General features: G+C 36.4%; 20 protein-coding genes. 18 read left to right on the top strand and 2 right to left on the bottom strand.

What is annotated here, in order from left to right; all coding sequences use genetic code 11:
- Positions 1-23 precede the first annotated feature (23 nt).
- Positions 24-920: a DMT family transporter gene (locus tag ACXAE4_RS15785; protein ID WP_028413298.1), complete on the bottom strand. Its 897-nt coding sequence runs from the start codon at positions 918-920 to the stop codon at positions 24-26.
- Between the two features lie 136 nt (positions 921-1,056).
- On the opposite strand from ACXAE4_RS15785, the gene pdxR reads away from it, so the two are divergent.
- From pdxR to ACXAE4_RS15760, 5 genes are all read left to right on the top strand, one after another.
- Positions 1,057-2,490: a MocR-like pyridoxine biosynthesis transcription factor PdxR gene (gene pdxR, locus ACXAE4_RS15780; protein WP_047750930.1), complete on the top strand. Its 1,434-nt coding sequence runs from the start codon at positions 1,057-1,059 to the stop codon at positions 2,488-2,490.
- Positions 2,491-3,003: 513 nt separating this feature from the next.
- The gene (locus ACXAE4_RS15775) at positions 3,004-3,636 is read left to right on the top strand and encodes a hypothetical protein (protein ID WP_034266280.1); all 633 of its coding nucleotides are present in this window, start codon (positions 3,004-3,006) and stop codon (positions 3,634-3,636) included.
- Positions 3,637-3,770: 134 nt separating this feature from the next.
- Positions 3,771-4,616 (top strand): DUF2971 domain-containing protein, encoded by an 846-nt coding sequence (locus tag ACXAE4_RS15770; RefSeq protein ID WP_154988750.1) that lies wholly within the window; start codon positions 3,771-3,773, stop codon positions 4,614-4,616.
- 145 nt (positions 4,617-4,761) lie between these two features.
- Positions 4,762-5,961, top strand: a complete 1,200-nt coding sequence (locus ACXAE4_RS15765) for a phospholipase D-like domain-containing protein (RefSeq protein WP_289578936.1) — start codon at positions 4,762-4,764, stop codon at positions 5,959-5,961.
- Positions 5,962-6,319: 358 nt separating this feature from the next.
- Positions 6,320-8,254, top strand: coding sequence for an alkyl/aryl-sulfatase (locus ACXAE4_RS15760; RefSeq protein WP_475236358.1), 1,935 nt, complete (start codon positions 6,320-6,322; stop codon positions 8,252-8,254).
- A gap of 9 nt (positions 8,255-8,263) precedes the next feature.
- Here ACXAE4_RS15760 and ACXAE4_RS15755 read toward each other — a convergent pair whose 3' ends face one another.
- Positions 8,264-8,419: a hypothetical protein gene (locus tag ACXAE4_RS15755; RefSeq protein ID WP_162871471.1), complete on the bottom strand. Its 156-nt coding sequence runs from the start codon at positions 8,417-8,419 to the stop codon at positions 8,264-8,266.
- Between the two features lie 198 nt (positions 8,420-8,617).
- Here ACXAE4_RS15755 and ACXAE4_RS15750 point away from each other — a divergent pair, with 198 nt between their 5' ends.
- The 13 genes from ACXAE4_RS15750 to ACXAE4_RS15690 all read left to right on the top strand — a co-directional run bounded on the left by ACXAE4_RS15750 (position 8,618) and on the right by ACXAE4_RS15690 (position 18,725).
- A complete protein-coding gene (locus ACXAE4_RS15750) occupies positions 8,618-9,910 on the top strand; it encodes a Glu/Leu/Phe/Val family dehydrogenase (RefSeq protein WP_098626509.1) in 1,293 nt (430 codons plus the stop codon).
- 240 nt (positions 9,911-10,150) lie between these two features.
- The gene (locus ACXAE4_RS15745; protein WP_028413291.1) at positions 10,151-10,711 is read left to right on the top strand and encodes a nitroreductase family protein; all 561 of its coding nucleotides are present in this window, start codon (positions 10,151-10,153) and stop codon (positions 10,709-10,711) included.
- A 494-nt stretch (positions 10,712-11,205) separates the two neighbouring features.
- On the top strand, positions 11,206-12,390 hold the full coding sequence (locus tag ACXAE4_RS15740; protein ID WP_099331012.1) for a hypothetical protein: 1,185 nt from the start codon (positions 11,206-11,208) through the stop codon (positions 12,388-12,390).
- A gap of 502 nt (positions 12,391-12,892) precedes the next feature.
- Positions 12,893-13,336, top strand: a complete 444-nt coding sequence (locus tag ACXAE4_RS15735; RefSeq protein ID WP_475236355.1) for a hypothetical protein — start codon at positions 12,893-12,895, stop codon at positions 13,334-13,336.
- Positions 13,337-13,765: 429 nt separating this feature from the next.
- The gene (locus tag ACXAE4_RS15730; RefSeq protein WP_028413289.1) at positions 13,766-14,095 is read left to right on the top strand and encodes a hypothetical protein; all 330 of its coding nucleotides are present in this window, start codon (positions 13,766-13,768) and stop codon (positions 14,093-14,095) included.
- Between the two features lie 128 nt (positions 14,096-14,223).
- Positions 14,224-15,039 (top strand): protein-glutamine gamma-glutamyltransferase, encoded by an 816-nt coding sequence (locus ACXAE4_RS15725; protein ID WP_099331013.1) that lies wholly within the window; start codon positions 14,224-14,226, stop codon positions 15,037-15,039.
- Positions 15,040-15,470: 431 nt separating this feature from the next.
- Positions 15,471-15,944, top strand: a complete 474-nt coding sequence (locus ACXAE4_RS15720) for a DinB family protein (protein WP_099331014.1) — start codon at positions 15,471-15,473, stop codon at positions 15,942-15,944.
- 133 nt (positions 15,945-16,077) lie between these two features.
- Positions 16,078-16,293 carry a DUF378 domain-containing protein gene (locus tag ACXAE4_RS15715; protein WP_013057146.1) on the top strand — a complete coding sequence of 72 codons (216 nt, stop codon included), beginning with the start codon at positions 16,078-16,080 and terminating at the stop codon, positions 16,291-16,293.
- A gap of 133 nt (positions 16,294-16,426) precedes the next feature.
- Complete coding sequence (locus tag ACXAE4_RS15710; RefSeq protein WP_034266296.1) at positions 16,427-16,612, top strand: hypothetical protein; 186 nt, start codon at positions 16,427-16,429, stop codon at positions 16,610-16,612.
- A gap of 15 nt (positions 16,613-16,627) precedes the next feature.
- Complete coding sequence (locus ACXAE4_RS15705) at positions 16,628-16,906, top strand: hypothetical protein (protein WP_099331015.1); 279 nt, start codon at positions 16,628-16,630, stop codon at positions 16,904-16,906.
- Positions 16,907-17,006: 100 nt separating this feature from the next.
- Positions 17,007-17,810, top strand: coding sequence for a cobalamin-binding protein (locus ACXAE4_RS15700; protein ID WP_099331016.1), 804 nt, complete (start codon positions 17,007-17,009; stop codon positions 17,808-17,810).
- Between the two features lie 18 nt (positions 17,811-17,828).
- Positions 17,829-18,254: a 3-hydroxyacyl-ACP dehydratase FabZ gene (gene fabZ, locus ACXAE4_RS15695; RefSeq protein ID WP_033579045.1), complete on the top strand. Its 426-nt coding sequence runs from the start codon at positions 17,829-17,831 to the stop codon at positions 18,252-18,254.
- A 195-nt stretch (positions 18,255-18,449) separates the two neighbouring features.
- Positions 18,450-18,725 carry a hypothetical protein gene (locus ACXAE4_RS15690; protein ID WP_014459988.1) on the top strand — a complete coding sequence of 92 codons (276 nt, stop codon included), beginning with the start codon at positions 18,450-18,452 and terminating at the stop codon, positions 18,723-18,725.
- Positions 18,726-18,816: the final 91 nt, after the last annotated feature.

Here is an 18,816-nt window from a genome sequence, read left to right as displayed (position 1 = left end):
AACATAGCATTTAAGAGAATTCCCTAAGCCCTACGCATTACCTTTGCATTGTGAACTTTCTCTCTTTTACTATGTGTAAGCAACACGCCGCATAACGTAATGATGCTTCCAACAATGGAAGCTGCACTCGGGATATCTTTTAAAAGCAGCCACGCTAAGAAAAAGGACAGCGCAGGAGTTAAGTAAAGAGAGATGGCAGCCTCAGCAGAACCTATACGCGATGTCAGATAAGCGAGTACCATATAGGGAATAACGGTTGGAAATAATCCTAAATATATCACGCTTATTGCTGATCTGACAGAGATATACGCAAGTTCCGTTTCTAACCCAGGTAAAAAAACAAGCATAGAAATTGCAGCTCCCCAAATACTGTACGTCACAAAAGAAAGGAAACCATATTTTTTTAATAAATTTTTTTGACATACTATATAGACGCTTTCTGCAAGGGCAGCTAGCAGAACCAGTAAGATTCCATTAACTGAGTGTACAAAATTTTCTTTGCTGAAGGTTAAAAGTACAATACCAGCAAAGCTTACTGCAGATCCAATCCATTTTCTTTTTCCGAACTCCTCCTGAAAAAGAAAAATAGCTAAAAGCGAAGAAAAAATAGGAGTAGTCGAGATCAGTAAACTCGCAATACCCGCACTTACCGTTTTTTCTCCAATGTTTAAGGCCGTGTGATAGACGGTAAAGCCTAAAAAACCGAGCGCTAAAAGAAGTGGAATATCTTTTATATCAGGCAAGGACATGCGTGTGGCTATTGCAATAACTAACAGCACTACAGAAGCAATACTTAACCGAACAAAAGCGAGATGCTGAGGAGAAAACGATTCCAGCCCTATTTGAATAACTGGAAATGCTGAAGCCCATAAGCTAATCATCAGTATATGTAAGAACACCAGACTAAACGTTAATTTCATACCTATTCATCTCCATTTTTTATTTTGAATCCAACCAGTATCTATTGTGGTTCCCATGTTAATAAACATTTGATAAAATGTCTTCAACCAGTTTGAAAGCAATTAACCCAACCACTTTAAAAACAGGAGTAAATGTATGAATCAAGAGAACAGTTCGAGTTATCCAAAATACAAGCAAATCATTGATTTTATGAAAGAGAAAATTGCGCGTGGAGAATGGCCGATTGGAAGTAAAATTCCTAGTCAGCGAAAGCTTGCTGCTATGTTTGATGTTAACCGAAGTACGGTCATCACCGCATTAGAGGAATTAACAGCGGACGGTTTAATTGAAGGTAAGATGGGAAAGGGAACCATCGTTATAAATAATACGTGGACACTTTTGGCTACAACTCCGCCCGATTGGGATGTTCATGTGAAATCAGGCATGCATCATCCGAGTCAAGCAATGGTACAAGATATTAATGAATCCGAATTTAACTCAAACCTTATTCAATTAAGCAAAGGAGAGCTTTCACCTGACATATTTCCTAAAAACAAAATGAAATACGCCGTAGAAAAAGTAGCAGAAAATATGGAGGTTCTAGGATACGAAGAACCAAAGGGGTATTTTCCTTTACGAAAAGAATTAAGTGCATATATGAAAACAATAGGGATTGAATCTTCTCCAGATTCTATTTTAATTGTTTCCGGCGCTCTTCAAGCTCTTCAGCTTATTTCAATTGGACTGCTGCAAAGAAACTCTTCGGTTTTGCTCGAAAAACCTTCTTATCTATATTCCTTACATGTATTTCAATCAGCCGGAATGAAACTCAAAGGCCTTGCTATGGATGAGGAAGGAATAAAAGTAACAGCTATAAAACGCGCCGACCCTCAAGAAGGGCAAGCTATTTTATATACAAATCCATGTTTCCATAACCCAACGGGAACATTAATGTCACAAAATAGGCGTTACGATTTGTTGAAAGAATGTGAGGAACATCAGCTTCCTATTATTGAAGATGATTTATACCGCGAATTATGGCTAGATAAACAGCCTCCGCTGCCATTAAAAGCTTTAGATAAAAATGGACACGTGTTATATGTTAGCAGTCTTTCTAAAACACTAAGCCCGGGATTACGGATCGGATGGATAGTCGGCCCAGAACCAGTCATTGAGCGTTTGGCGGATATTAAAATGCAAACAGATTATGGATCTAGCTCATTATCTCAAAGAGTAGCAGCAGAATGGTTTAAAAATGGCTTATATCAACAGCATATGGAAACTGTACGAACGGAATTGCGAACAAGAAGAAAAGTGATGCTGAATGCTTTGGAAACATACGCAGGAGATATAGCAACATGGACGAATCCTGAAGGAGGCTTTTTTATATGGGTGCATATTCAACCTTCTATTTCAATGAAATCTTTATACTCTCGTGCTTTAAAAAGAGGGATATTGCTTAACTCTGGAAGTATTTATGCACAAGAAACCGGCAGTTATCTTCGGCTTTCTTACGCCTATGCCTCTTTACCAGATATCGATAGAAGCATTGAAATTCTTGCTGAACTGATTCGAGAATTGCAAGTATAGTAAAAAAAGGAATAGTGGATTACCCACTATTCCTTTTTATTTGTATCAAACTATTCTTCTTATAAAAAACATCAAGTAACAACTGACTATATATTACCATCTATAAATACGCGTTATTTTTTATGGGAAAAATAAGTTAATAAAACTTTTAATTGACTTTCTGTACGTTTTACATGTAAATCGTGAATAGTTTTAACTACGTAATCATTATCAAACATTTCCAACACCTCAATTATTGTTAAGTTTCCTGTTTGTTATAGTTTATGAAATCAGCAGACGCATATCATCGGCCATCAGCTGTAACTTTACGGTTTATCTTTTACAACTAAAGGCTGAAACGTACGCTCATGATTGAACGCACGAATAACAGGATATGCAAAAAAATGAAAAGTGTGCACGTTTTGTTTTAAAAAAGCTATATCTTTAAAAAAAGAAAATTGTCACACACATTTATGAATATGTATCTACTAAGTAAGAAGACTTTTTTAGTTGGTGGGATTGAAGGTGAAAAAGATGGATGAATTATTTAAAGATCTTGATCTGTACAGAACGCAAGAAGAAATGAAACAGTATTTTGAACATACGCAGCAAATGATTCATCAAAACAAAGAGTATATAAAATTAGCCAGACTTAAAAAAGGGCGTTTCAAAAAGTTTTTTGAAGAGTTTTATCCGCTTTATTGCTTCAGCCAATCTTCTTATTGTCCGAGGAATTCAAAATTGAAGCTTATTATTGGAAGTCAAGGATACGACGGATTAATTATTCAGCCGGATGGTACTGAAAAACGAATTGAAATTACTTCTTACAAAGATGGGAAACTGGAATTTGAAGATGCACAGAGGGTCAATTCAGGAAATTTTGCTCTACCCCGTATCCAGACGGAAGGTTCTGTGGAAGAGTATATAGAAAAAGTGCTAGAGAACATTCAAAAAAAGAGCAAAAAAGATTACAGTGGCGCATCCATTTTATTTGTTGTACACACGTTTCATTATTTTGAAGCCTATGGAAAAAGTTCAGCTGCCTTTATTCGTACCTTAAAAAAAGAAATGAAGAATACAGATTTTCGAGCGGATGAAATTTATTTATTGGAATTAAATCAGCCAGAAAGTGAAAGTGTTAAGCAAAACATTCATTTCATTAAATAAGAAGACACGCTGTAGATGTTGAGGTGTGTCTTCTTTTCTGATAATAGAACTTAATGCAGGTGGATAATTTTGAAAATTACAACAATTAAGTGCTATAATTCAAGTATGAATATGCATTCAGAGGAGGAAAACCAATGGATTTAGCTTATAGAGAGAAAGCGTACGAATATGCCAAAAGATTCGAATCTAGCTATGACGATTATGATGAACGCTATAAGGTGCACAATAATCCGACGGTATGGCGATTTATGCCGCTGTCTGATTTTCAAGATTTACTAGAAACCAATGCGCTTTTTTTCGCAAAACCTGATGCATTTTCAGACCCCCTTGAAGGATGCTCTTCGATGTGGAACATAGAAGAGTTAAGAAAAAAAGGCGAACGTCATAACCGTACCTCTAGAACCTATATAAGAAAAATCCATGAATTTTCTGCTGTTTCATCCTGGCATATCAATAATTACGAAGCTGCTGGAATGTGGGACCTATATTTAAAGGGGAATGATGGCGTAGCTATTAAAACCACCTATGAAAACTTATTGTGCAGTATTAAAGATTTACGCTATAAAATCTTCTCTGGAAAAGTGCAGTACATAGACTTCCAAAAAGAAATGATCAGTCACTCTGTATATGACACGTTATTTTACAAGCGCAAATCCTATCAGCATGAAAATGAATTGAGGCTTGTTATTGTAGCAAGTCGTATACACGCTTGGAAGCTGCAAAAGCTATTCGAAATTCAAGGTATTTCCGCAAATCAATGGCAAAAACGAATGGATATCCTCGAAAAAAGATCGTATGAGTTTTCTCACGAGCATGGCAACCTCCTTACATGTAATTTACATCAGCTTATCAACGATATTTACGTATCGCCAAGAAGCGCTCAAAGCTGTGTAGATGAGGTAAAAGCTCTTACTAAGAAACACGGTCTCGCTTATAAAAAGGTTATTCAGTCTGACTTGTATAAGGACTATATTTACTAAATGCTAGCGAAGTACACAAAGGCTTAATCAAAACATGATTAAGCTTTTCGTGTTACACGTTTTATATTTCCATACATTTCCTCATATAAAATAAAACAAATCTCCAAAGCCTATATATACATATTAGACAAATCAGGAGTACAGTATGGTTAAAAAAATGCTGTTTATTTTAGTATGCGGGCTTTGTTTGTGTTTGTTTTTTCAATGGGACGTAAAAAAAGGCTATAACGCTTATGTTCGTGTACATCCGCTTATCGAAACGCCTGTTTACCAAGGCAAGATAGCGCTGTATACACAAGGAAGTAGTTTATATCCTACTTTATTTGAGGATATTAAAAAAGCAAAAAAGTACGTGTACATTCAATTTTTTATTATTCGAGCGGACAACATCAGCATGAAGCTATTTGAGCTATTGAAAGAGAAAGCAGCTGAAGGGGTAAAGATTAAACTTTCTGTAGATCGTTTTGGAGGAAACGATCTCTCCCGAACACTCATAGATGATCTTAAGAAAAATGGAGTTGAGTTTACCTTTAGTCGAAAAGCAAGCAGGCAGCACTTTTTTTATAGCATTAATCATCGAAATCATCGAAAGTTTGTCGTAGTAGATGGCCAAGAAGCCTATCTCGGAGGTTTTAATATAGGAGAAGAATACTTAGGGAAGCATAAAAAATTGGGCTATTGGCGTGATTACCACTTGCGAATTAAAGGAGAAGGTATTTTTGAAATTGAAAAGCAATTTTTGAAAGATTGGGAAGAAGACACGGGACAACATATATCTGCTCAGCGAGTTCCTATCGCTCGCTCTCACGGAGCAAACTATCAGCTATTGTTTTCAACTGGAGAAGAACTTGAGCAAAAGATGATTGATCTAATCAACCGTGCCAAAGTAAAGCTTACCATTGCTACCCCTTATTTTATTCCAAGTGAACATTTAATGAATGCACTTATTTCAGCAAAAGAAAAAGGCGTTTTAATCGATATTATACTTCCGGACAATACTGATGCGTGGTTCACTAAACCGCCTAGTTACCCTAAAACAGAGCAACTATTAAACAAAGGTATTCGAATTTTCTTATATAAAAAGGGGTTTTTTCACGGAAAAGTAATGGTCATCAATCATACGATTGCCAATATTAGCACAGCCAACTGGGATCCCCGAAGTTTTTATTTAAATGATGAAGCGAGCTGTCTTATTTATGATCGCGAGATGATTGCACACATAGAACGAGAAATTAATGAAGATAAAACAAACAGCCGCAGATTAACCAAAACAGTAATAGATGAAATCCCTAAATGGGAACGTTCTCTTAAAAAAACACCGGAATGGATTTATTATTATTTTTGAAAAAATACCCAAATCAAGTTTTAATTATTTTTCCCCGGGTATATATTCTATGTAAGGCCAATACAGGAAAGGAGAGACTGTACACATGCATTGTTTTACAGCGACTTCAAGAAACGTATTGAGCACCTTAGAAGGAAGATTTGCTTTAATTACAAAAGGAACATTGGTAAACAATCGTTATACTAAGTGCTAGGCTGTCTAATTCAGACAGAATACTCGACTATTCTATTCAAACATAACATTCAGTATAAAAAAGAAGATGCGTGCTAAGCGCATCTTCTTTTTTGTTGACTCTATTTTCTCTCTCTTTTGTACTTCGTCTTATTTTTACGCATAAAATAATAAAAAGGAGGGGGTTATGCTGTTTGATTATGAACGGGAGTTAACGATTGACCGAAAAGATGCTACTCAAAAGACTGCAGTCACTAATGCTGAGACTTATAAAAAAATAGACTGGGAACAAGTGAAATCAGAACAAAATCTTGCCGATGACCAAGCCCTTGTACGCGTACCTTTTCCGCTGATTTTCAAAAAAAATCAGCTGTATCCTGTATGGGATTTAAGAAAGTACGCTTTTTTATTTGAACAATCTACACCTGCTACTGTCCACCCTAAACTGTGGGAACAAGGAAAATTAAATTTACAAGCCGGTTTATATCAAGTAACTGAAAACATCTTTCAGGTAAGAGGCTTTGATATGGCTAATATTACATTTGTTAAAGGGAAAACGGGGTGGATTGTTATTGATTGCTTAACATCCAAAGAAACGGCAGAAAAAGCGCTTGAACTAGTAAACCAGCAGTGCGGTAAGCGTCCTGTTAGAGCTGTTATCTTCTCTCATTCGCATATAGATCATTACGGCGGAGTTCTAGGGATATTACCTGACTCAACACAAAATAAAACTAGTAAAGTTTATGCTCCTGCTGGATTTATGGATGCGGTTATTGATGAAAACGTCACGGCGGCAACAGCAATGACACGAAGAAGTCAATACATGTACGGTATTCGACTGCGACGCGATGAAAAAGGCCTAATTGACAACGGCATCGGAAAAGAAATTTCATTTGGAACAATCACGCTTATTAAAGGAATAGAAGAAATTCATCCTTCCGAACATCATTCTTATGTAAGTAAGAAAATTGACGGCGCCTCATTTCAGTTTCAGCTTACGCCAGGGACGGAGGCGCCTGCTGAAATGAACATCTATATTCCTAGTGAAAAGGCTCTTTGTATTGCAGAAAACTGTACGGCCACTCAGCACAACCTCTATACCCTTAGAGGAGCAAAAGTAAGAGACGCAGCAGCGTGGGCAAGGTACTTGCAGCAAGCAATCGATTTATTTGGCCAAGAACTAACAACTGTATTTGGGGTACATAATTGGCCAAGGTTCGGAAACGAGTCGTGTATTACCTATATCGAAAATCAACGAGATGTTTATCAATATATTCATGACCAAACATTAAGGCTGGTGAATCAAGGTTATACCATCGACCACGTCGGCCGAATGATGAAGCTACCGGAAACCCTATCTCACGAGTGGTATACAAACGGCTTTTATGGAACGGTTAACCATAACGCAAAAGCGGTTTATCAGCGCTATATGGGCTGGTATAACAGCAATCCTGTAGATTTAAATAAACTGTTTCCTGAAGAGTCAGCTAAGAAATATGTAGAGTATATGGGCGGAGCGGACAACATTGTCCAAAAAGCACAGCGCTGTTTTCAACAAGGCGACTATCAATGGGTAGCTGAAGTGACCAAACAAGTTATTTACGCTGATCCTCACCATGTGAAGGCAAAACTTTTATGCGCAGACGCGCTTGAACAATTAGGGTATATAGCTGAATCTGGTCCTTGGCGAAATGAATATTTAACAGGAGCCAAAGAACTTCGTTTAGGTAATATACCGCTGCCAGTCAACATTATTACAAAAGAAGTATGGGATACACTTCCTTTGAAAAATATTTTAGAACTATTTAGCATTCGCGTAGATGGATTAAAGGCGGGCGCATGTAACTATCGTATATTGTTTGTGATACCCGATCGTAATGAAGTAGCTCTCACAGAACTTAAGCATGGAATCTTTAGGTATCTTGGAGATACGCGAAAGAAAGCTGAGGTGACGGTAACGATGTGGCAAGATACCTTATACCGGCTAACAACTACAAATGATCACTCTTATAGCTCGGTCATATTTGTTCAAGGAGATAAATCAAAATGGGATTTCTTTTTGTCTTGTCAGGATTCTATTGATCCAAACTTTAATATTGTGACACCTGTTTCTAAAAAATAGAGTACCTGATTACAACTCAGAAAGCACATCGTTGACTTTTTGTTCAAAACAGCTGTCGCATGTGAAGATTTCTTTTTCTTGAAAAGATGTTAGCCTTTCTCCACAGATGGAACAGCATTCTATATAGTGATTGTTTCGCTCTTGTTCTTTTCTTTCATGTAACATAGCACTTTCCTCCTTTTCAGTATAAATAGTTTGTCTTATTTCTTTAAGTATATACTAATATCAGCCTATGCAGGGAATATAAGGCGTGCTAATGCAGATTATTTATAAAATAAAAGCGTTGTAAAACCGCTGAAATTGGCACAGGAATTGCATATTAAATCATTGAGAAATTTCAATGATTAATATGGGGTGAACAGAATGTCCATTACAAAAACAGCTAGTGAATTAAAAAAAGAACAGCAGCAAGAACAGGAATCACTTAATTTATTTTTATCTACTCAAACCGTTATTCAAGAAGCGCTTCAAAAACTAGGGTATGGTGAAGAAATGTATCATTTGTTGAAAGAACCGCTGCGCATGATGACGGTTCGTATTCCAGTTAAAATGGATAACGGATCGGTAAAAGTATTTACAGGCTACCGCTCTCAGCATAATGATGCTGTCGGGCCTACTAAAGGAGGCGTACGCTTTCATCCTGAAGTAAATGAAGAAGAAGTGAAGGCATTATCCATTTGGATGAGTTTAAAATGCGGGATTGTCGACCTTCCGTACGGCGGAGGTAAAGGCGGAATTGTATGTGACCCAAGAAACATGTCGTTTGGTGAACTAGAGCGACTCAGCCGCGGCTATGTAAGAGCCATCAGTCAAATAGTTGGGCCTACTAAAGATATTCCTGCACCGGATGTCTATACAAATTCTCAAATCATGGCGTGGATGATGGACGAATATAGCCGACTGCGTGAGTTCGATTCTCCTGGTTTTATTACCGGAAAACCTATCGTACTCGGAGGATCTCAAGGACGCGAAACTGCAACGGCTAAAGGAGTAACCATTTGTATAGAAGAAGCTGTTAAAAAGAAAAACCTTAACTTGCAAGAAGCACGGATTATTATTCAAGGCTTCGGAAATGCCGGCAGTTTTCTTGCTAAGTTCATGCATGACGCAGGAGCAAAAGTAATTGGCATTTCAGACGCGTACGGAGCTCTTTATGATCCGCTTGGTCTTGATATTGATTACTTGCTTGATCGACGCGACAGTTTTGGTACCGTAACGAATTTATTTACAAATGTGATAACAAACGAAGAACTATTAGAAAAAGAATGTGATATTTTAGTACCCGCAGCCATTTCGAATCAAATTACGGTTCGTAACGCTCATCACATTAAAGCCTCTATTGTAGTCGAAGCGGCGAACGGACCGACTACGCTTGAAGCCACGCGCATTTTAGATGAAAAAGGCGTGCTTTTAGTGCCAGATATTTTAGCAAGTGCTGGAGGCGTAACGGTTTCATACTTCGAATGGGTGCAAAATAATCAAGGCTACTACTGGTCTGAAGAGGAAGTAGCTTACAAATTACGCAAGGTAATGGTGGATTCATTTGAAACGATCTATCAAATCGCTCAAGAAAATGACGTAGACATGAGACTCGCTGCTTACATGGCAGGAATCAAAAAATCAGCTGAAGCTTCTCGCTTCCGCGGCTGGGTATAAGATAAAAAAAAACGATTTGGATTACATATTCCAAATCGTTTTTTATTTGCCGGAACTGCCAAATAATTAAAAGAAAAACTGCTAAAAAAACAAACACGCTTAAAAAATTGGCATATTTATTTATCGCAACCCGAATGATGGCAAAACAATTGACAGTGAGAATGATTTTCAATTATTCTATATATAAGATATATACATACCTATACTAATAAATTGAATGTAGAAAAGGAGACAGAAAGCATGAGCGTATTAGATATTATTAAAGCCAGAAGAACGATTGGGGCTATGCAAGACAAAGACGTATCAGAAGATGCTATCAACCTTATGTTAGAAGCAGGCACTTGGGCTCCTAACCATAAAAAGACAGAGCCTTGGAAATTCCGAGTGTTTACAGGGGATTCACGCGTTCGTTTAGGAGACGAAATGGAACGTATTATGAAGCAAAAAACTGCTCACTTAAGTGAAGAAGAAGCGTTGAAAAAAACAACAAAAGCAAAAAAAGGACCGCTTCGCGCTCCTGTCATTATTGCTGTAGCAGTAAGTCCTTCAGGAAAAGTGCCTGAAATTGAAGAAATCTCTGCCGTAGCGGCAAGCATACAAAATATGCTATTAGTAGCGGAAGAACAAGGTTTGGCTACAATTTGGAGAACAGGTGAAATTGTCTATCAGACAGAACTGAATGACTTTTTATCTCTAGAAGAAGACGACAAGCTCTTAGGCTTAATTTACGTCGGTCATCCTAATAAAGAAGCTTCATCAAAACGTATTCCGTATCAAGATAAAACAATTTGGTATCGTTAAAAGGTTATTTCTGTGTTTCTATAAATAAAAGGCAGCAGCTCATCAGTTGAGCTGCTGCCTTTTATTGTTTTTAAGAAGTGGCAGAAGGAAACTTAAAATGAACATCAAATGATTATTTTATAATAAAATCCATAATCTAAACATAGCCCCTGCCTAGACTTAGGTAGGGGCTATGTTTTATGGGGTGAAAAGGGGAGGCTGCTTTTTTTCTTCAACATTATAGTATAACTCCTTAATATATGGAACGGAATCATAGTCCAATTCTATCTCAATGTGTGCAGGTGAATAACCTCTCTCTAGAAATGAACTTATCGTCCTTCTCCTAACTTTTTCACCTTCTTAAAGTTCTTCTAGATAACCTTCACGCCTAGCTGTATAATGTGTTTGCTTGATTCTGTATAAACCTGCCCTTTACTGGCTGTATGCTTTGCGTTGACTGCTTTTTCAAATATAATGTATAGTAAAAATATACTATATATTCCAAGGTGATTCCAATGAGATTTTTGATTGAGTATAAGGATTTTAAAACGAAAGAAGAAACTAACTTTTCTTTGCAATTATTAGATACTTTTTTAAATGAACATTTAATAGGAGAGTTTCACGGAAGCACATTTGAGTGCATTTTGATCCGTTTTATAAATAATCCTAGCTCTAAGAAGAAGTACAAATTACGTGTTCTCTATGAAGATATAGCCGAAATTGAGCTGCCCGGAAATTTTATCAATAACAAAACTCTTAATGTAGAGGATTTCTTAACAGGTCTACATAGAGTTGAAGAGGCTATTATGTTGGTTAAAACTATAGAACTAAAGTCAGAACTCGACTTTAGTGAAGACAAACTTCTATTAAAGTTTCAACAGTCGATAAAAAATGCACCACGTACACTCGAAGAACTAAAGGCATACTTCAAGAAGCAAAAGCAAACAGTTCAAAGTAACTGGGCAAAACTAGCTGACCTTTCAATGAAAAGATCTTTGTCTAATCCAAAACCTCTAACAAAGCCATTAATAACAATTAGTATTTCTGCTCCTATCGAAGAAACAGAACCAAACCACTCTTTTATCTACACCGAAGTTTTCAGCAACCTGCTAAGGAAAGCAGAAGTGATGCTGCCGGGTTATAGTCACATCTTTATACATTTAGCGGACACACTAGTGGAAGCAAAACAAGAATTTGCTCCAAATCACCGGATAAAAGATGCATTTTCGATAATAGATACTAAAAAATATATGGCGAGTGACAACGAAACTAAATCAAATATGATGTTTAATAGTATAGTTTCAGCATTAAGAAGCATTACAAAGTTTGATCACTTAGAAGAGAATAAAATAGAATCTGTTATTGGAAAAATAAAAGAAGAAGGCACCGACATTGAGCTCACATACTTCTCGAAACAAAATGATAAGTATTTAGCCGAGGTCATTTATACAGTGCCCAAATCTCATCTTACAAATGCTCCATTTAAACTGCGTGTTACGGACCGTAATTCTAACGCTGTTAAAACTACAAAAATAGATGATATTAATTTATTTTGGTGCCCGTATAGCTTCGGAAGCATAAATATAAAAAAAGATTCAGTTGTTATTAAAGGGAGAAAGAGCCACAGAGCAGAGATTTCAAGGAGAGCTGACAAATTACCGGATGAATACATTTTTAAGATTAAAGATATATTTATTTAGCTTTTTATAATGGTTAGAAATAAATTTACAATCAAGAACACAATAGTAGTAAGGATGACTGTTCTTATCCCCAATTTTTTTATAAATATCTTACACTCTAAAAAACAAAACAAGCTGCGCATTTAAAATGCCAGCTTGTTTTGTCTGTTTTTTTAAGTAAAAAAATTACTTGTGGGAGAAAAAAACAGATAACAATATTCAGTATGAAGATTGCTCTTTGCAAGCAGCAATTCTACAGACCACAAGTTAGGGTTTCATTATTGTTATAAGACCAATAAGGCTAGTATCCCAGCTTAATCCCCTCATTTTAGGCGTATGTGAGGTAAAATATCTTTTGCATCTAGTGTTTAGAAGCTTCAATAGTGTTATTTAAAACCCTTAATTTAATGAGTTACATTACAAAATAACCCATAATATGCTATTTTTTGTGCTATAATGATAAATTAATAGGTGTTATAGAGGATATAAAGCCTATAATCTTATAATGAAACGGAGAAATGATATGAAAAGAGTAACGCGAGTAGCATTAGCCGGAGTAATTACATTAGGTGGTTTAGGATTAGGATCTGTAGCAAGTCTCCCATTGGTTCCAAATGGGCATATTCAAGAAGCTGATGCCGCTTCATCATACGGTGTATCGGTTAACTCAACTAAGACAAATTGGACAAAAGAAGAATCAATTATTATGAAGTTTATTAATCATAATTCATTTGAAGTACGACTTGTCGGTCAATTGCAGCATTTAGAGAATGGTAAATGGGTAAACGTGCAATCTGCATCCCAATGGTATGCAGTCCCTGGAGAGAAATTTGGAACGAGTTTTAAAATTGATACTAATGGCACATACCGTTATAAGCTTGCTGTATATCATATAACCAAACCGCTAACCAATTATGATGGAACTTTCGCTGGAAACCTTTATAGCAGCAACTTTTACGTGAAATGATCAAGTTTTTTAATACAGTTATAATAAAAAAGGACTTGATTAGACATCAAGTCCTTTTTTGCTTATGTGCTTATTTAGTAGCATTAATAGTCTGTCTTAAAGTATCGGCGCTATAATATTCTTTGCCATTGAACCTATGTAAAGTTAACTGTTTCTCAAACTGTCAAGAGAGTCCTGAACATCCTTTTTTCTATTGCCCATAACACTTCTTAATTAATCTTTAAAGACGAATAGACTACATTTATACATTTTAGGATTGATTCTATTGCCAGACTTAACTTTTATATTTTCTAATACATATTGGCTTACTGTCCCTAAGGATGCTACAACAATAAGACCGAGCGTGAACAAATCTATATAAATTTACTTTTTTTATAAGTGACGCAACGAAAATTCTGGAGTGAAAATCTTATAAGAAAGAGGGAAGTAATGGACGTTCAAAAGGTAGCAAATTTATTTTTGATTTTTGTCTTAATGTCAGCAGGCATTTCATTGGTAATTGGCTTTGTTGTTGCTGTGAGAAGTACAAACTATAAGAAGGGATATATAAGTACTTTTATATCCAGTGTGGTCTTTTTACTACTGATTGTGAGCTGGTATGATAAAGCATCTTCAAACGTTTTTATGGGGACAATACCTTGGATTTTAAATGTTATTGCCGTCATTATTGTGTTACCACTGTACGTGTTAGTTGCTCGCTTTATATTTAAAAAGGTGACAAAAGGACAAAAAGGAACAAATGAAAAAATTAGCGGTTAACTTACTTTTTTCATCGTTTTCCCTAATCTTCACGATTTTAAATAAATGAAGATACACAAAAAAAATTTTTATCAATATCCTGTTAGAGAAGGTGATTGATATCATTTTCTGTAAAGGAGAGAACGTCTATGATTAAAGTTAATCAACAAATTGTGAAAATAAGCGATTTAAATAATAGTTCGTTAACAAAAGAAAAAGCAGACATTTTAAAACAAATGGATGCCTATAGGGAAGTGTATGAGTATGCTACATTTGACCAGCTTGATTTTGATGTATCTGTTAAATTACAAATTATTGAATCGTCTGTGTTGCTGCGCAAAAGCGGCGCTAGGTTTGCTACATTCGCCCGTTCTAGGTGCAACGAAAAGTATTGGAAACGAACCGATAACGGAGGGTTTCAGCTATTGCCTACCGTTTCTCCTCATCAGGCCATTGATGATATTTTCTACAACGGACACGAATATGCATTTGAATGCGCGACGGCTGTTATCATCATCTTTTACAAAGCTGTATTAAATAATATTGGAAAAGCAAACTTTAACAGGCTTTTTGCTGATCTTTACTTACACGATTGGCAATACGATGACGATCTTGAGCTCCATGGTTATAAAGGATCTGACTACTTGCCCGGAGACTGTGCGTATTTTAAAAACCCTGATTATAACCCTGATACTCCCCAGTGGAAAGGTGAAAACACCATTGTATTAGATGAAACTCTATATTTTGGTCATGGAATTGGAATTACGACGCGGGAAAGAATTATTGAAGTGTTAAATTTAAAGAGAAAAGACAACGCAAAGCAATCAGCTTACCTGTCAGATGAAATTGTCAGGCTTCACACCGCTCACCTCAGTTATTTGGCGGTTAGATACGAACCTGTTGTTTGGTATGACAGAAACAGCGCTATTATTTCCACTATTGGATCGATTACGTATGTAGCTTGAATGATCAAAGTTTTGATACTTTGGTCTTTTTTTGTAAAAAGGAAAGAATTACATGAAGGTAAATTTGAGAATTCAAAAGGATTTTATGTATAAAAGAAGAATCCATTTAATACGCAGGTCTTAAAACTAAAAGGAAAGGAGGAGATTACTATTAAAAATCGTGATAAAAGACGCAAGAGAAAACGCGGCGCATTAAAAGATTATCTGAAAAATAAGCTTGGTCAGCTAAAACCGAAGCCAAACAAAGGACCTGTCTCAAATTTAAAGTCTTCTGCTTAAAAAATCCCCCTAGTTTTTATATAGGGGGATTTTCTTTTGAATTTTCTTTTATTTTAAGGTTTAAATGTTATGAGTGGCATTTAAGGGGTAATTTGTGCACAATAGACATTGAATAGTTTATCTAATACGACAACGTAAGGAGAGATTAGACGATGGAAAACATGATTTTAAAACATATGGACGTTGTAAGAGGAATTACGATTAGTATCCTTGAAAAAACAACAGAAGAGGCAGCGGACATCACACCAAAAGGGTTCAATAACAATATTCACTGGAATCTTGGACACATTGCCTTTATTCAAGAAAAGCTTGTGTTTGGCTTAGCTGGTGAACCGATGCAAACGCCAGAGAGTTATGAAAGCTTTTTTGGTGCCGGAACAAAACCTGCCGATTGGACGGAGGCTGCTCCTTCTCTTGAAGAAATTGCGAATGTGTTGAAAGATCAAGCACATCGTATTAAAGAGTTCATGCCGGGGCAGTTTGATAAGCAGTTAATCACACCTTTTACAAATAAAGCGGGTATCAACTTTACAACAGTTGGCGAAACGTTTTTATTCAGTTTCTATCACGAAGCGATGCATGTAGAAACGATTAAGCAAATTGGGAAAGCAGCAGCTGCACAATAAGGAAATAAAAAAGAATAAATCACATATTCTTTATAACTATTTTACATAGCGCCTATGCATATACTGATCTATACAGCGCATAAGATGTAACATGAGCTGCTTTTCCTAATGCAGTTCGCAAGGAGGTGACAACGTGAAATTTCTTTCAGGTTTAACGACTCTTCTTGTGATTTTAGGCGGTTTAAATTGGTTAGCTGTAGCATTAGGCGTGAATGTAGTAGAAGAGCTATTTGGCTCTTGGGATTGGTTAGTAACAACGATTTATTGGTTAGTTGGCCTGTCTGCTCTTTATCAAATTTTTGATAAGTTCTTCGGAACGGGAGCAAGTGTCAAAAGCAAAGCGCTATAATAAATATTATTTTTTATTATCTCTTTAGGGGGTTTGAATGTATATTCAAACTCCCTTTTTCATGGATAAAAGACGTGACATCTTTACAAAATACGGTAAAATAAGGTAATAACCAAAAAGTAGGAGGGATGAGATGGAGCTTTGGGGTGTAGTACCTATCTTAGTGTTTGGAGTTCTTTATATAGGAATCATTGCTGGTATGATAGCTGTTATTGTTATAGTGTTAAAGAGAATGAAAGAGAGAAATCAATATTTACGTGAAATACGGGATGAACTGAGAAATCAAAACAAGATAACTATAGCAGAAAATAAAGAATAGAAGAGGGTTTAATAGATGAATAAAAGTGTACTTCCTAGCTTTTTTATCGTAAATCTTTTTTTTATTTACTGTTTATTATTTAATCAAGGATACATCTTTCAGCTAAAGAATCTACCTTACATATGGGCTATTTATTTACTTATTGGCACCTGTTTAGCTTTTTATTATATGCTGCGATACAAACAAAAAAGAGACGGACAGGTGCTGCTTTCAATCGGTATTTTAACTACAAGCATTAGTTCACTTGGCTGTTTGGGTTTCTTTTATTTCTTTTATCGTGCGATGGGTGGATAAGAAAGAGCACCAAAAGCAGAGACTTCAGTGAAAGTCTCTGCTTTTTATATGGAAATCTATTGTATAATAGAAAAAAAGAAATGGATGCAGGAGGGGAAATATGCGAATTGTTTCGCTTTGTCCAAGCAATACAGAACTAATAGCGTATTTAAAATTTGAGCATTTGCTCGTAGCAATTGATGATTATTCCGATTGGCCGCAGTCTATTCAGAGTCTGCCGCGTTTAGGTCCCGATTTATCTATTAATATGGATGCGGTGGAAGAAGCCAAGCCAGATTTAGTCCTAGCTTCACTAAGCGTTCCTGGAATGGAGCGAAATATTGAAGAACTTAAAAAACGAAAGATACCTTACGTCGTATATAATCCTAATTCGCTAGAAGATATCCGTCAAAATCTACAGGATTTAGGCCAGCGATTAAATATTGAAACAAAAGCAGCTGAACTGTTAGAGCGGTATGATCAGTTTCTTTCTACATATAAAGGAATGGCAAGTCAAATCGAAAAAACCACTGTATACTGGGAATGGTGGCCAAAACCCGTTTTTACTCCTGGAAAAGCAAACTGGCTGACCGAAATTAGCGTGTTAGCGGGAGGAGAAAATATATTTGCTGATCACAAAGAAGCAAATGTACAGAGTGATTGGGAAGAAGTGCTCAAACGAAATCCACATCACGTGTGTTTGGCTTGGGTAGGCGTACAGACAAACAAAGTAAATCCAACGATTTTACACAAGAGACCGAACTGGTCTGACATGCCGGCCATAAAAGAACATCGTGTATATGTACTAGAAGAATGGCTGTATTGTCGTCCTTCACCTCGATTGCTGTTAGGGTTAAAAAAACTCGCGCCGCTTCTTCATCCAGATACGTTTCCTGCATTTGACGGTAAGGACCCTTTATTATAAGAAAAAGGAGCGATACATATGAAAGATATTGAACAAATAAAACATACCCTTCAACACCGCTATCCTTTTTTACTTGTTGATCGTATCTTAGAGCAAGAAGAAGGAAAGCTTGCTGTAGGAATTAAACAAGTAACAGCAAATGAACCTTTTTTTCAAGGTCACTTCCCGGACTACATGGTAATGCCTGGTGTACTTATTGTGGAGGCTCTTGCTCAGCTCGGCGGATTTGCCATGGCTACGGATGACCACCAAAAAGGAAGACTTGCTTTTTTAGCAGGAATAGATGAATGTCGCTTTAAGCGTCAAGTAAGGCCAGGAGATACACTACGCTTAGAATTTGAGATTCTTAAGCAGCGCGGAAAGATTGTAAAAGGAAAAGGAAAAGCATTTGTAGGCAGCGAATTAGCTTGTGAAGCGGTCATTACCTTTGCTCTTGATGTATAATACAAACGCCTTTGTAAAAAAGCAGCTGATGTTAGTAAGATGAAAACGACCGATGTAAAAAAGGAAATAATTCAGGATAAAGCGTAGCGAGAAAACCGCCTTATGTCGTAAAAGCGGTTTTTTATGAATACCTTTTTACCTTTTGATAAAAGAAGAAACGGGGTATAGAAGAAAAAAGGGAGAGGGGAGAATGCAGTGAGAACATTAACGGAAGTTGTTGTATTACTCACACTATTGGGTACGTATATAGGCATCTCACTACTTGTCTACAAACGGAAAAGAACGAATCCGTTTTTCTACAGCATTTACTTTTATTTAGCTACCAGCGTCATTTTGATTTGCTTGGTTATCTTTTGGCTTCAGCTTCGTTTTGGACTCACTGATAAGCAAGTAGGAGGATTGCTTATCAGTGTGGTGGCATTCTTTTTACTTATTTATGGTTTGTTAAAAACAAGACAAAAAGACAGGTAGCCGGTGCTATCTGTTTTTATTTATATTTATGTTATATATTTTTATCAATTGTAGTGTCAATTCAATACATCTCTTCATATAATAAAGATAA

This window comes from Priestia sp. ABM2_011, assembly GCF_056158845.1.
Note: the sequence above shows the minus strand (reverse complement) of the source record. Positions and strands in the feature narration are given on the sequence as shown.